The sequence below is a fragment of the Paraburkholderia sp. BR13444 genome (assembly GCF_040948755.1).
Lineage (GTDB): Bacteria > Pseudomonadota > Gammaproteobacteria > Burkholderiales > Burkholderiaceae > Paraburkholderia > Paraburkholderia youngii.
Genome location: NZ_JBFPKM010000002.1, coordinates 698,879 through 711,735, shown reverse-complemented (window position 1 = coordinate 711,735; position 12,857 = coordinate 698,879). Strand labels below are relative to the sequence as shown.

The 12,857-nt window shown below is 64.1% G+C and carries 13 protein-coding genes and 1 pseudogene; 10 read left to right on the top strand and 4 right to left on the bottom strand.

The window, feature by feature from the left end:
- The first annotated feature begins 3 nt into the window (after positions 1 to 3).
- The 4 genes and pseudogenes from AB3X95_RS07645 to AB3X95_RS07630 all read left to right on the top strand — a co-directional run bounded on the left by AB3X95_RS07645 (position 4) and on the right by AB3X95_RS07630 (position 2,907).
- Entirely contained in the window at positions 4 to 885 is an 882-nt protein-coding gene (locus AB3X95_RS07645; protein ID WP_368621017.1) for an EamA family transporter, read from the top strand.
- Between the two features lie 142 nt (positions 886 to 1,027).
- Positions 1,028 to 1,261: pseudogene (locus tag AB3X95_RS07640) on the top strand (DDE transposase); the annotation flags it as partial.
- 520 nt (positions 1,262 to 1,781) lie between these two features.
- Positions 1,782 to 2,165, top strand: coding sequence for a restriction endonuclease fold toxin 5 domain-containing protein (locus AB3X95_RS07635; protein ID WP_368621016.1), 384 nt, complete (start codon positions 1,782 to 1,784; stop codon positions 2,163 to 2,165).
- Between the two features lie 7 nt (positions 2,166 to 2,172).
- A complete protein-coding gene (locus AB3X95_RS07630; RefSeq protein ID WP_368621015.1) occupies positions 2,173 to 2,907 on the top strand; it encodes an immunity 52 family protein in 735 nt (244 codons plus the stop codon).
- Positions 2,908 to 2,937: 30 nt separating this feature from the next.
- Here AB3X95_RS07630 and AB3X95_RS07625 read toward each other — a convergent pair whose 3' ends face one another.
- Complete coding sequence (locus AB3X95_RS07625) at positions 2,938 to 4,557, bottom strand: N-acetylmuramoyl-L-alanine amidase (RefSeq protein WP_176121710.1); 1,620 nt, start codon at positions 4,555 to 4,557, stop codon at positions 2,938 to 2,940.
- Positions 4,539 to 5,135: a tRNA (adenosine(37)-N6)-threonylcarbamoyltransferase complex ATPase subunit type 1 TsaE gene (gene tsaE / locus AB3X95_RS07620; RefSeq protein WP_176121709.1), complete on the bottom strand. Its 597-nt coding sequence runs from the start codon at positions 5,133 to 5,135 to the stop codon at positions 4,539 to 4,541. The genes AB3X95_RS07625 and tsaE overlap by 19 nt, the downstream gene beginning before the upstream one ends.
- Before the next feature lie 17 nt (positions 5,136 to 5,152).
- Between tsaE and queG the strand changes: the two genes are divergently transcribed.
- Genes queG through xerD form a run of 3 tightly spaced genes read left to right on the top strand, consistent with a single transcriptional unit; the run spans position 5,153 to position 7,897 of the window.
- Entirely contained in the window at positions 5,153 to 6,427 is a 1,275-nt protein-coding gene (gene queG / locus AB3X95_RS07615) for a tRNA epoxyqueuosine(34) reductase QueG (protein WP_368621014.1), read from the top strand.
- A gap of 52 nt (positions 6,428 to 6,479) precedes the next feature.
- Entirely contained in the window at positions 6,480 to 6,950 is a 471-nt protein-coding gene (locus AB3X95_RS07610) for a methylated-DNA--[protein]-cysteine S-methyltransferase (RefSeq protein WP_176365671.1), read from the top strand.
- Positions 6,947 to 7,897 (top strand): site-specific tyrosine recombinase XerD, encoded by a 951-nt coding sequence (gene xerD / locus AB3X95_RS07605; protein ID WP_368621013.1) that lies wholly within the window; start codon positions 6,947 to 6,949, stop codon positions 7,895 to 7,897. Before AB3X95_RS07610 ends, xerD begins: the two co-directional genes overlap by 4 nt.
- 33 nt (positions 7,898 to 7,930) lie before the next feature.
- Here the strand turns inward: xerD and AB3X95_RS07600 are convergent, their stop codons facing one another.
- On the bottom strand, positions 7,931 to 9,493 hold the full coding sequence (locus tag AB3X95_RS07600; RefSeq protein ID WP_368621012.1) for a class I adenylate-forming enzyme family protein: 1,563 nt from the start codon (positions 9,491 to 9,493) through the stop codon (positions 7,931 to 7,933).
- A 137-nt stretch (positions 9,494 to 9,630) separates the two neighbouring features.
- On the opposite strand from AB3X95_RS07600, the gene ybaK reads away from it, so the two are divergent.
- Positions 9,631 to 10,122 carry a Cys-tRNA(Pro) deacylase gene (ybaK, locus tag AB3X95_RS07595; protein ID WP_176365674.1) on the top strand — a complete coding sequence of 164 codons (492 nt, stop codon included), beginning with the start codon at positions 9,631 to 9,633 and terminating at the stop codon, positions 10,120 to 10,122.
- A gap of 142 nt (positions 10,123 to 10,264) precedes the next feature.
- A complete protein-coding gene (gene plsY / locus AB3X95_RS07590; RefSeq protein WP_368621011.1) occupies positions 10,265 to 10,900 on the top strand; it encodes a glycerol-3-phosphate 1-O-acyltransferase PlsY in 636 nt (211 codons plus the stop codon).
- A gap of 103 nt (positions 10,901 to 11,003) precedes the next feature.
- Here plsY and AB3X95_RS07585 read toward each other — a convergent pair whose 3' ends face one another.
- Positions 11,004 to 11,489: a YajQ family cyclic di-GMP-binding protein gene (locus AB3X95_RS07585; protein WP_018421633.1), complete on the bottom strand. Its 486-nt coding sequence runs from the start codon at positions 11,487 to 11,489 to the stop codon at positions 11,004 to 11,006.
- 209 nt (positions 11,490 to 11,698) lie between these two features.
- On the opposite strand from AB3X95_RS07585, the gene murB reads away from it, so the two are divergent.
- Entirely contained in the window at positions 11,699 to 12,781 is a 1,083-nt protein-coding gene (murB, locus tag AB3X95_RS07580; RefSeq protein WP_368621010.1) for a UDP-N-acetylmuramate dehydrogenase, read from the top strand.
- Positions 12,782 to 12,857: the final 76 nt, after the last annotated feature.

Here is a 12,857-nt window from a genome sequence, read left to right as displayed (position 1 = left end):
TGGATGTCGCCCAGGGACTTGCTGCTCGCGCTGATCGTCGTGCTCGCGTGGGGCGTCAATTTCGTCGTGATCAAGGTCGGCCTGCATGGCGTGCCGCCGATGCTGCTCGGCGCGCTGCGCTTTGCGCTCGCCGCGGTGCCGGCGGTGTTCTTCGTCAAGCGGCCGCAGATGCCGTGGCGGTGGCTGTTCGCCTACGGCGCGACGATCTCGTTCGGGCAATTCGCGTTCCTGTTCTCGGCGATGTACGTCGGCATGCCGGCGGGACTCGCGTCGCTGGTGCTGCAGGCGCAGGCGTTTTTCACGCTGATTTTCGCGGCGCTGTTTCTGCACGAACGCTTCCGTTTGCCGAACGTCGCGGGTCTGCTGATCGCCGCGGCGGGGCTCGCGGTGATCGGCCTGCAAGGCGGCCACACGATGTCGCTCGTCGGGTTCGTGCTGACGCTATGCGCCGCGTGCATGTGGGCGCTCGGCAATATCGTCACGAAGAAGGTCGGCAAGGTCGATCTGGTCGGACTCGTCGTGTGGGGCAGCCTGATTCCGCCGCTGCCGTTTTTCGCCGCGTCGTTCGTGTTCGAGGGACCGCGCGAGATCGCCGCCGCGCTGACCGGTATCAGCGCGCTGTCGATCTTCGCGATCGTCTATCTGGCGTTTATCGCGACGTTGGTCGGCTATGGCTTGTGGAGCCGTCTGCTGTCGCGCTATCCGGCGAGCCAGGTCGCGCCGTTCTCGTTGCTGGTGCCGATCGTCGGTCTCGCGTCGGCGTCGCTGCTGCTCGGCGAGGAACTGTCGGCGATGCAGGTGGCGGGCGCATTGCTCGTGATGGCGGGGCTCGCGGTCAACGTGTTCGGTGACTGGGTCGTGCAACGCTTGATGCCGGCGCGCTGAGCAACGGTTGCGCCACGCGTTGCGCGAGTGAATAGAAAAAAGGCCGTGAGGCCTAATGACGTTCGGTCAAGCGACTGAACGGCATTTCGTTTTTTTGGCGCAAAGCAGTTGTAAACGGGACGGCGGCGTCGGCTACCCGCACGCCAGGCACGCACCCGAAGCACTGAGCTTCATCCGCGCGTTGCATACCATTCAGTACGAAATGGCCTAGGCGGACGTGACGCGCTCGTACGGCAAACTGCCCGCGTTGCTCAGGCGCTTGCGAGCGCGGCTCAAGCAACTTCCCAATGAGAAACGGCCCGGGCGCACCTGCGCTCGGATCGTCAAATCCAGATCGTTTCGCTATACCGTTCGCGTTCTCAAAAGAGACCTTAATTGGACGGCATACGGCTCAATGCCGCTTTTTTGTTGGACGGTGATGTTGGAGAAATGCACCTGAAAAATAAGATAGGCAGAGCAGCTGCGAATATCTGTCAAAGCGGTTTTATCTCAATTTAAAGTCGTTGACTGTGTCGCGTTTTAGATGATTAATTCGTCGGATGTGTTCTGAAAAATAGCGTGATTGGCTGTGCGAACGAGGCGTTGCGGTGAACAGCGATTCGAAATGTCAATGCAGGTAACGCGAAAAAGACACCAGGAAATGAAGGAGAAACGTTGATGGCTATTCCATTCCCGGCGACGCTCGCGCGCGCAGCAAACGCAATGGCGCAGGCAATGCCACTGCCTATTCCGGGCCCCACCGCCGCACCGTCTGCTGGTCCTGCAGGCAGCGGCGGCACTGGTGCGGGTGCAGACGGCGGATGGGGCGAACTACCGCGTGATCGCTCCCGCGAGCGTGAGAGACCGTGCAAGTGCCCGCCTGAGAAGGGCGGCGAAAAGGTACAAAGGATCACGGAATGAATCCTGAGCCGCGACGCTACCAGGCCCGCATCACAGGGTTTGAGTACGGGATTGTGTCGGACGGGACAGGCAGGGAAGCCAGCCAGGGCTGGAATATGGAATGGGCATGGCTTGGCACAGACTTTGATGGCTTTCAGCCTTCCCAATGTCTCTTGCAGGAAGCCAAGGGGAATTACGACCAATTTATCGGTGGAAATGGAAGACCGCTTGAGTTTTTTAAAGGCTTTACAAACATGGCTGAACAAATCAAAAAGCAAGGCACGATTGCACTCAGCAATCCACCCGCCAAACTGATGTGGTATTTTCAGACATCTAAAACGAGAGAGTTTATGTTGCCACCACTGCAGAGATTTGGCGTTTCTTCCGTTTTCCAGCCGTGAGAAAATAATGAACCTGTCAGAACAACATCGTGATCGGACTGATTTACCCAATGCAGATTGGCAAACTCACTTGAGTCGCCTGCGGCCTGTCATCGACCTACTGAAACGCAAAGATAGGGAGTTGAGCGAATGGTATCTACAGGGCGAGAGCGAGCAAGAGGCACTTCAGCATCGCGCCTATGACGACCAAGTTCCATCAACGACTGCAATCGATGCTCTTTCGAAAGAGTACGCGGGGAAAAGCAAAGACGATCCAAAATCAATCGGAATATGGAATGGGGTTAGATCAGATCAGGTTGGCGCATCAATAACAGTCGAGATTGATGGCGGAGAGATTTTTTCGAAATCGCTTGACATATCCCTTAACGAGAAGATGGGAAATCGGAATTCCCGCCTGGGCGACTATAACTCTGTAGCAGAGGTTCTTTCTAAAATTGTGGAAATCTATGGGTCGTTCTACATCACATTCGGCCCGTACTTCTATTTCAAGGAAAAAGTGTTTGAAGATCGTCCTGGCGTTAGCTGGATGCTCTACTTACCCCATACTCTGACAGCCGCCCAAGTGCCAGAAGCGCGCGCCCTTATCCCTGTCATGCGGGAAGACAAGCATCAAGGCACGATCATTGTCAGTGTGACGGATGAGGTATTCGACGTGAACAACCGCGATCACGTCAAGGCGGCTAACGATATCGAAATTCGTCTCGCAGACCAGGATGTGTTGCCACGATTCGTTGACCTCTGAGCTTTGACGTGCATCCAATCGCTGCCGACATCACGTCATGCGGCTCTTGGCGAGCGGCGGATTCGCCGCGAAATAGCGCTTGATGCCGGTCAGAATCGCGTTGGCCATCTTGTCGCGATACGCGTCGTCGTTCAGGCGCCGCTCTTCATCCGGATTGCTGATGAACGCGGTTTCGACGAGGATCGACGGAATGTCCGGCGCCTTCAGCACCGCGAAGCCGGCCTGCTCGACCGAGCCCTTGTGCAGCTTGTTGATGTCGCCGATCTCCTTGAGCACGAAGTTGCCGTAGCGCATCGAGTCGCGAATCTGCGCGGTGGTCGACATGTCGAATAGCGCTCGGTTTACGGTGGCGTCGTCGGATTTGATGTTGATGCCGCCGATCAGGTCCGACGAGTTTTCCTTGTTCGCCATCCAGCGCGCGGCCGCGCTCGACGCGCCGTGCTCCGACAGTGCGAAAACCGACGAGCCCTTCGCCTCGGGCGTCGTGAACGCGTCCGCATGGATCGACACGAACAGGTCCGCGCCGACGCGCCGCGCCTTCTGCACACGCACGTTCAACGGCACGAAGAAGTCGGCGTCGCGCGTCATCATCGCGCGCATGTTCGGCTGCGCGTCGATCTTCGCGCGCAGCTTCTTCGCGATGTCGAGCGCGACGTGCTTCTCGTAGGTGCCTGACCCACCGATCGCGCCCGGGTCCTCGCCGCCATGACCCGGATCAATCGCGACGGTGAGCAGTCGCACGGTGTTGCTGCGGCCCGACTTCGGCGTGGTGAATGCGTAGGTGTCGCCGTTGTCGCCGAGGTTGTCGTTGTTGCTGTCGAGGCCGCGTGCGGTGTCGTTGCCGTTGGCGCTGCCACCCTTGTTGCGGGCGATCACGCTGGGCGGCGCGGACGGCGCAGAGGGTGTGGGCTGCCTGCCGGCAATGGCGGGTGCGGACGGCGCCGGCGTGCCGCGCGCGGGCGGACGCGGTACGCCCGCGGCGCCATTGCCAGCACCACTACCCGCGCCACCGTTCTGCGCGTAATGCTCGAAGAACGCCTCGCTGTTGTCGACGGGCGGCGGCGTGCCGGGGCCGGAAAGCGTCGCCGGCGGCGCACCGTTTTCTTCGTTGAGCGCCTGCTGCTTGCGCTCGGACTGCGCGAGCAGGTCCATCAGCGGATCGGGCGCGACTGCCGGATACAGGTCGAACACGAGCCGGTACTTGTACGCGCCGACTGGCGGCAGCGCGAACACCTGCGGCTTCACCGAGCCCTTCAGGTCGAACACCATTCGCACCACGTGCGGCTGATACTGCCCGACCCGCACCGACGATATCTGCGGATCGTTCGGTGTGATCTTCGACACCAGTTCCTTGAGCGCCTGATCGAGATCGAGGCCGTTCAGATCGACGACGAGCCGGTCCGGTCCCTGCAGCAGTTGCTGCGTGTTCTGCAGCGGCTGATCGGATTCGATCGTCACGCGCGTGTAGTCGCGCGCGGGCCACACCCGCACGCCGAGCACCGAGCTCGCAAACGCGAGGCGCGGCGCGACGAGGCCGAGCACCAGCGTCGACGCACCCGCGCGCAGGATCTGCCGGCGCCGCCAGTTATGCGTTGCGCCCGCTGCCGATTCGATCGAATGGAACGGTTTGATTAACATCTTTCGAGACATGCCTTTCCTGATTCGCTATAAGCGCGTGCGACGAGTGTGCGTGCGTCCGCGTTTGCGTCCATGTTGCCGACGAGCCCGAGCGAGAAGACGAGATCCGGCACACCGAGCAGCGGTCCCGCGCGTTGCGGCCATTCGACGAGGCAGACCGCGCCGCTATCGAAATATTCGCGAAAGCCCGCGTCGGCCCATTCGGCCGGATCGGAGAATCTGTACAGATCGAAGTGATAGAGCGCGAGTTCCCCAGCGGGCCGCGCGAGCACATACGGTTCGACGAGCGTGTAGGTCGGACTGCGCACGCGGCCGGTGTGGCCGAGGCCGCGCAAGGTCGCGCGCACGAGCGTGGTTTTGCCGGCGCCGAGATCGCCGACGAGTTGGACTTGCAGGCCGTGGAACGCGAGGTCGGTTGCGGTGCCGCGCTGTGCTGACTGTGCCTGATGCGAGGCCGCGCGTACGCTTTCGATCGCCTGTGCGAAGCGCGCGCCGAACGTCTGCGTGGCGGCTTCGTCCGCGAGCGCGAAAGAGCGTTCGAGCAGCACCGGAGCGGACGGTAGGGTCGCGTGATCGGGATTGACGGGCATTCTCGTAAAATGGCGTGATGAACCGAAGTCCGAAGTCCCCTGTTTCCTGCACGCCCGCCTCGGCCGATGATGCCGTGCGAGCTTCTGATGCAACGTCCCGTTTCGATGAGGCGGCGCTTCGTGCGCTCGCGCTCGACATCAAGACGTGGGGCCGTGAACTCGGTTTCGGGGCGATCGGCATTAGCGATACCGATCTGTCGGCCGCCGAAGCGCCGCTTGCAGCGTGGCTCGAAGCGGGTTGCCACGGCGAGATGGATTATATGGCCAAACACGGCATGAAACGCGCGAGGCCCGCCGAGCTTGTGGCCGGCACGCGACGCGTGATCACCGTGCGCATCGCCTATTTGCCTGCGCGGACGCTGGAAGCAGAGGCGGCTGAAAGCATGCCGCAAGACGTAAGGCCACCCCCGTCACGCGCGACACCCCGCGCGCGCGACTGGCGCGCGGCCGAGCACGCGCGGCTCGCGGACCCATCGACGGCGGTCGTGTCGATCTATGCGCGCGGCCGCGACTATCACAAGGTGATGCGTCAGCGCTTGCAACAACTGGCCGACCGCATCGAAGCGGCGACCGGGCCGTTCGGCTATCGCGTGTTCACCGATTCGGCGCCGGTGCTCGAAGTCGAGCTCGCGCAGAAGGCCGGCATCGGCTGGCGCGGCAAGCACACCTTGCTTCTGCAGCGCGACGCCGGCTCGCTGTTCTTCCTCGGCGAGATCTACGTCGACATCCCGCTGCCGACCGACGCCGAAACCTCGCCCGAGGCCGCGCCCGAAACGCCGGGCTCGCATTGCGGCAGCTGCGCGCGCTGCATCGGCGCCTGTCCGACCGGCGCGATCGTCGCGCCGTACAAGGTCGACGCGCGGCGCTGCATCTCGTATCTGACGATCGAGCTGAAGGGCAGTATTCCGCGCGAGCTGCGGCCGCTGATCGGCAATCGGGTGTATGGCTGTGATGATTGCCAGCTCGTGTGTCCGTGGAACAAGTTCGCGCAGGCCGCGCCGGTCGCCGATTTCGACGTGCGGCACGGGCTCGATCGCGCGTCGCTGGTCGAACTGTTCGCGTGGAGCGCGCAGGAGTTCGATACGCGCATGCAGGGCAGCGCGATTCGCCGCATCGGCTACGAGTGCTGGCTGCGCAATCTCGCGGTCGGCATGGGCAACGCGTTGCGCGCCGCGCCCGGAGCTCTCGGCGCCGACGCGCGCGATGCGATCGTGCGGGCGTTGAAGCAGCGAGCCGACGATCCGTCGGCGCTCGTGCGCGAGCATGTGGAGTGGGCGCTGGAAGCGGCGTAAAGTCGTGGCAATTCGGTGCCGGCAATCCGGCACGCTAGAGGAGCAGGCAATCATGTTCAACGCAGTGATCGATGCGCCGTTCGGCAAGGTCGGCATCCGGCTCGAAGGCGAGGCGGTGCGCGAGATCGTCTATCTGCCCGACTCGACGCGCAACGTCGCGCCCGAGACACCGCTCGCACGCGAGGCGGCCGAACAGATCGAGCGTTACTTCGAGAGCGCGTCGGCGAAGTTCGAGCTGCCGCTCGCCGAGTGCGGCACCGCGTTCCAGCGGCGCGTGTGGCAGGCGATCTGCGACATCCCGCCGGGTGTCGTGCTGACTTACGGACAACTCGCGAAGCAGCTCGGCAGCGTGCCACGCGCGGTCGGCCAGGCGTGCGGCGCGAATTTCTTTCCGATCGTGATTCCTTGTCACCGCGTGGTGAGTGCGAGCGGCATCGGCGGCTTCGCGCACGATGGCGGCGACGGCTTCTTTCGCGACGTGAAGCGCTGGCTGCTCGCGCATGAAGGTGTGCCATACGTATGAGCACGACCCCCGATACGGCTGAACACGTCGAAGACACAGCCGCCGCATCGCCGCTGCTGTTGAGCAGCTCCGCATCGATCGACGCATTTTGCGACGCGCTGTGGCTCGAACACGGCCTGTCGCGCAACACGCTCGACGCGTATCGCCGCGACTTGCGCCTGTTCTGCGAATGGCTCGCGCACACGCGCAATGCGTCGCTCGACACCGCGAGCGAAGCCGACCTGCGCGCCTACAGCGCGGCGCGGCAAAAGGACAAGGCGACCTCGGCGAACCGCCGTCTGTCGGTGTTTCGCCGCTATTACGCTTGGGCGGTGCGCGAGCATCGCGCGGCCGCCGATCCTACGGTGCGCCTCCGCTCGGCGAAGCAGCCGCCGCGTTTTCCGTCGACGTTGAGCGAAGCGCAGGTCGAAGCGCTGCTCGGCGCGCCCGACCTCGATACGCCGCTCGGCTTGCGCGATCGCACGATGCTCGAGCTGATGTACGCGAGCGGATTGCGCGTGACCGAACTGGTCACGCTGAAGACCGTCGAGGTGGGACTCAACGAAGGCGTCGTGCGCGTAACCGGCAAGGGCTCGAAGGAGCGGCTGGTGCCGTTCGGCGAAGAGGCGCACTCTTGGATCGAGCGCTATCTTCGCGAGGCGCGCCCGGCGCTGCTCGGCGCGCGCGCGGCCGATGCGCTATTCGTGACGGCACGCGCCGAAGGCATGACGCGCCAGCAGTTCTGGAACATCATCAAGCGGCACGCGCAGGCCGCGGGTGTGCATGCGCCGTTGTCGCCGCATACGTTGCGGCATGCGTTCGCGACGCACCTGCTCAATCACGGTGCCGATCTGCGCGTCGTGCAATTGCTGCTCGGCCACACCGATATTTCGACGACGCAGATTTATACGCACGTCGCGCGAGAGCGTCTGAAATCGCTCCATGCGCAGCATCATCCGCGCGGCTGAGCGCGACGTGAGGCGCGCGGGCCTGCGCTCGCGTCACACCAACTCGCGCAACCGGTGCTTAAGAATCTTGCCGGTCGATGCGGCCGGCAGCGCCGCGAGCACCTTCACTTCGGTCGGCCGCTTGTACGGCGCGAGCCGCTCGCCGCACCACGCGATCAACTCCGCGGGCGCGACCGTCGCGCCGGCAATCAGCTCGACGAACGCGATCACCTCCTCGTTGCCCTCGACCGCGCGTCCGATCACCGCCGACTGCACGACCTGCGGATGCGCGTTCAGCACGTGCTCGACCTCGGCCGGATACACGTTGAAGCCCGAACGGATGATCAGCTCCTTGCTGCGCCCGACGATATGCAAGGCGCCGTCCGCGTCGCGGCGCGCGAGGTCGCCGGTCTTCAGCCAGCCATCCTCGGTGACGGTCGCGCGGGTCTGCTCGGGGTTGCGGTAGTAGCCGAGCATCACGTTCGGGCCGCGCACCCACAGTTCGCCAATCTCGCCCGGCGTGGCTTGCGCGCCGTCGAGTCCGACGAACTTCACTTCGACGCCCGGAATGACTTCGCCGACCGAGCAATCGGCGCGCGGTGCGTCGACCATCGTCTGAGATACGGTCGGGCTGCTTTCGGTCATGCCGTAGCCGTTGTGCAGCGGCAGACCGTACACGGCTTCCGCCTGCGCCTTCAACGCGGCGTCGAGCGGAGAGCCGCCCGAGTACGCGAAGCGCAGCCGCGGCGCGGACCATGCGTGGCCGTGCGTGTGCAGATGTTCGAGCAGCTTCGCGTGCATCGCCGGCACGCCCTGGAAGATCGACACCTGCTCGTCGGCGAGGGCGCGGCGCACCGCTTCCGGCACGAAGCGCGGCGCGAGCCGCAATGTCGCGCCCGCATGCAGGCTGCCGAGGCATACCGACGCGAAGCCGTACACATGCGAGATCGGCAGCACCGCATAGACGACGTCGTCGGGCCCGACCTGGCGCAGCCGGCTCGACACAGCCGCGATGTACAGCAGATTGCGATGCGACAGCATCACGCCCTTCGGTGCTCCGGTGGTGCCGGTCGTGTAGATCAGTGCCGCGCATTGGCTGTCGCTGGCGGCTTCGACGGCTTCGGCCTGCACGCTGCCGTCCAACGCATACGACCATGCGCCGATGTCCGGTGACAGCGTGGGTGCCGGTGTCGCTCGATGACGCTCAGCATGCTGGCACGCGTCGGGTGAGCTTTCGACCGCATACGCGACGATGCGCGGTTGCGCATGCGCGCGGATCGAATCGAGTTCGGCCGCCGAGAGGCGCGCGTTCGACACCAGCGCCCACGCATCGAGCATGGCGGTCGCGAACAGCAGCACGACCTGCGCGATGCTGTTCTCCGCGACGATCATCACGCGATCGCCGCCGCGCACGCCCCATTCGCGCAACAGCGCGGCGGCGGCATCGACGGCCTGTAGCAGTTGCGCATTGGTCAGGCGGCGCGCATCTTCAATCAGCGCGACATGCCGCGGATCGCGTGCGGCGGCGAGCGCGGGAATGTCGCTAATGCGAGCGGGCAGCGCGGCGAGCAGCGCGGGGATGTCGATCGTGGAACGGATGGATGAAGCCTGGTTCAACGCTGTCTCCTAGCTGTGCGCGCACCATCTCGCACCATGCCGGCATAATTTCGAACGATCGTGCCACAAGCGTCGAGCCCGCACAATTGCCGGTTCGGCAAATAGCCGTTGTGCAATCTCGCCATTACAATGCGCCGATGAGCAAATCCAGACACGTGTCCGAAACCCCCGCCACGCAGCTGCTGCGCCGTCACGGCGTCACGTTCGGCGAGCATTCTTACGACTACGTCGAGCATGGCGGTACCGCGGAATCGGCGCGCCAGCTCGGCGTCGACGAGCATCATGTCGTGAAGACGCTGGTGATGGAAGACGAGCACGCGAAGCCGTTGATCGTCCTGATGCACGGCGATCGCACCGTCAGCACCAAGAACCTCGCGCGGCAGATCGGCGCGAAGCGCGTCGAGCCGTGCAAGCCCGAAGTCGCGAACCGGCACTCGGGTTATCTGATCGGCGGCACCTCGCCGTTCGGTACGCGCAAGCAGATGCCGGTGTATGTCGAGTCGACCATTCTCGAGATGGACAAAATCTGGCTGAACGGAGGGCGGCGCGGCTTTCTCGTCAGCATCGAGCCGAAGGTCCTCACGGATCTGCTCGCGGCGAAGCCGGTGCAGTGCGCGAGCGTGGACTGACGCCGACGCGCCAGTTGACGTTTGCCTGAATGTTTTTCGCGCGGACGCCTTCGGTAAAATGTGCGCCGCCTTGTTTCGACGGGCGTACCCTGTTGCGGTTGGGGTATCGAATGTCAGACCGCGATCCTTATAAGAGTCCTAGATGCAAAACCTGATCGTCGCTGTCGTTGCCTATCTGATCGGTTCGTTGTCGTTTGCCGTGATCGTGAGCGCCGCGATGGGTCTCGACGACCCGCGCTCGTACGGCTCGGGCAACCCGGGCGCCACCAACGTGCTGCGCAGTGGCAGCAAGAAGGCCGCGATTCTGACGCTGATCGGCGACGCCTTCAAGGGCTGGCTGCCGGTGTGGCTGGTCGTGAATTTCGGCGCGCGCTACGGGCTCGACGAGCACTCGATCGCGATTGCGTCGCTCGCGGTGTTTCTCGGCCATCTGTATCCGATCTTCTTCCGCTTCAAGGGCGGCAAGGGTGTCGCGACCGCCGCGGGCGTACTGCTCGCGATCAACCCGACACTCGGCGTCGCGACCTTGCTGACCTGGATCATCGTCGCGTTCTTCACGCGCTATTCGTCGCTGGCGGCGCTGTGCTCGGCGCTGTTCGCGCCGCTTTTCTACGTGTTTCTGTTCGGGCCGCGCGTCGTTGCGCTCGCGGTTCTGGCGATGAGCCTGCTGCTCGTATGGCGCCATCGCGGCAATATCGCGAAGCTGATGAAGGGGCAGGAGAGCCGTATCGGCGACAAGAAGAAGGCCGCCAGCCCGGCGGCGGGCAACGATCTTTGAATTGGGCTGAGCCGCATCGCCCGGCCTGAGGTGAAGCGGCTCGAAGACTTTGCGCGCGGCGCGGCGCGGCGCTTTGCGTTGCAAGCCTCGCGCGCCGTGCCGCTTAGTCGCGGAAGTTGTTGAAGTCGAGCGGCGTGTCGGTCACGTCCTTGCGCAGCATCGCGATCACGCTTTGCAGATCGTCGCGCTTCGCACCGGTGATGCGCACCGCATCGCCCTGAATGCTCGCCTGCACCTTGATCTTGCTGTCCTTCACCAGACGCACGATTTTCTTCGACAGATCGCCCGACACGCCCTTCTTGATCTTGATGACCTGCTTGACCTTGTCGCCGCCGATCTTCTCGATCTTGCCGTAGTCGAGGAAGCGCACGTCGACGTTGCGCTTGGCCATTTTCGACAGCAGCACGTCCTTCACCTGGCCGAGCTTGAAGTCGTCGTCGGCGTACGCGGTGATTTCGTTTTCCTTGTGCTCGACGCGCGCGTCGGACCCCTTGAAGTCGAAACGCGTCGAAATTTCCTTGTTGGACTGCTCGATCGCGTTCTTGACTTCGATCATGTTCGCTTCGCAGACGACGTCAAACGATGGCATTGCTTTCTCCCAATAGTGCGGCAGTGCGCGACGCGGCCGGTCGGCTGCGCGCGAGGCACTCGCTATAATCACGGACCGGACGTCATTTTACCGACGCCGCTCTCTTTTGCCCAAGGCCGCCGCGCGGCGCCGCTCGTGTCGTCAGGCTCGTCATTGGTCGTTTTTCGTTGTTTCCTGTCGCTTCCCGTTGTTGCCCTGCTGCCATTCCGATGCCCCAATCCGCTCTTGCCGCTCCCGTCGTCGCGTCTCTCCTGGCCGGCTATTCGCTGAAGGCCCACAACACGTTCGGCTTCGACGTGCGCGCGCAGTTCGCGTGCCTGATCGAGCGCGAGGAGCAGTTGCCCACCGCGGTGCGCGATCCACGCGTCGCGGGCCTGCCGCGCCTCGTGCTCGGTGGCGGCAGCAACGTCGTGCTGAGCGGCGACTTCGCCGGGCTCGTGCTGCTGGTGGCGCTGCGCGGCCGCCGCGTGGTGCGCGAGGATCAGCATGCGTGGTATGTCGAGGCGGCCGGCGGCGAGCCGTGGCACGAGTTCGTCGCGTGGACGTTGGCGCAGGGTATGCCCGGCCTCGAGAATCTCGCGCTGATACCGGGCACGGTCGGCGCGGCGCCGATCCAGAACATCGGCGCGTATGGGCTCGAAATGTGCGAACGCTTCGCGTCGCTGCGGGCAATCGAGCTCGCGACCGGCAACGCCGTCGAACTCGACGCCGATGCGTGCCGGTTCGGCTATCGCGACAGCTTCTTCAAGCGGGAAGGGCGCGAGCGCTTTGTGATCACGTCGGTCACGTTTCGTTTGCCGAAGGCATGGCAGCCGCGCGCGGGCTACGCGGATCTCGCGCGCGAGCTGGCGGCGCGGGGTCCTGCGGCGAGCCAAGGGAAAGCCGATGGTGCGGCCCCGCAGCCGACCGCGCAGGCCATTTTCGATGCGGTCGTCGCCGTGCGGCGGGCGAAGCTGCCCGATCCGCTCGAACTGGGCAACGCGGGGAGCTTCTTCAAGAATCCGGTGATCGATGCCGCGCAGTTCGAGGCGCTGAAGCGCCGCGAACCGGAAATCGTGTCGTATCCGCAGGCGGACGGGCGGGTCAAGCTGGCGGCCGGCTGGCTGATCGACCGATGCGGCTGGAAGGGCCGCGCGATGGGCGCGGCGGCCGTGCATGAACGCCAGGCGCTGGTGCTGGTCAATCGCGGCGGCGCGAGCGGCACGGAAGTGCTGGCGCTGGCGCGGGCGATCCAGCACGAAGTGTTCGAGCAATTTGGCGTGGAGCTGGAGGCGGAGCCGGTTTGCCTATGAGCGGAAGCGCGCTCGTTTCGCGCTGACTGGCCGCGCTGAGCTTCACCGTCGACAATGCACAAAGGCGCCGGGAGTT

What these genes read in the sequence shown, in the direction of transcription:
- AB3X95_RS07645 (WP_368621017.1), top strand. Translation starts at nt 4, where the DNA reads ATGTCGCCCAGGGACTTGCTGCTCGCGCTGATCGTCGTGCTCGCGTGG.
- AB3X95_RS07635 (WP_368621016.1), top strand. Translation starts at nt 1,782, where the DNA reads ATGAATCCTGAGCCGCGACGCTACCAGGCCCGCATCACAGGGTTTGAG.
- AB3X95_RS07630 (WP_368621015.1), top strand. Translation starts at nt 2,173, where the DNA reads ATGAACCTGTCAGAACAACATCGTGATCGGACTGATTTACCCAATGCA.
- AB3X95_RS07625 (WP_176121710.1), bottom strand. Translation starts at nt 4,557, where the DNA reads ATGTCTCGAAAGATGTTAATCAAACCGTTCCATTCGATCGAATCGGCA.
- tsaE (WP_176121709.1), bottom strand. Translation starts at nt 5,135, where the DNA reads ATGCCCGTCAATCCCGATCACGCGACCCTACCGTCCGCTCCGGTGCTG.
- queG (WP_368621014.1), top strand. Translation starts at nt 5,153, where the DNA reads ATGAACCGAAGTCCGAAGTCCCCTGTTTCCTGCACGCCCGCCTCGGCC.
- AB3X95_RS07610 (WP_176365671.1), top strand. Translation starts at nt 6,480, where the DNA reads ATGTTCAACGCAGTGATCGATGCGCCGTTCGGCAAGGTCGGCATCCGG.
- xerD (WP_368621013.1), top strand. Translation starts at nt 6,947, where the DNA reads ATGAGCACGACCCCCGATACGGCTGAACACGTCGAAGACACAGCCGCC.
- ybaK (WP_176365674.1), top strand. Translation starts at nt 9,631, where the DNA reads ATGAGCAAATCCAGACACGTGTCCGAAACCCCCGCCACGCAGCTGCTG.
- plsY (WP_368621011.1), top strand. Translation starts at nt 10,265, where the DNA reads ATGCAAAACCTGATCGTCGCTGTCGTTGCCTATCTGATCGGTTCGTTG.
- AB3X95_RS07585 (WP_018421633.1), bottom strand. Translation starts at nt 11,489, where the DNA reads ATGCCATCGTTTGACGTCGTCTGCGAAGCGAACATGATCGAAGTCAAG.
- murB (WP_368621010.1), top strand. Translation starts at nt 11,699, where the DNA reads ATGCCCCAATCCGCTCTTGCCGCTCCCGTCGTCGCGTCTCTCCTGGCC.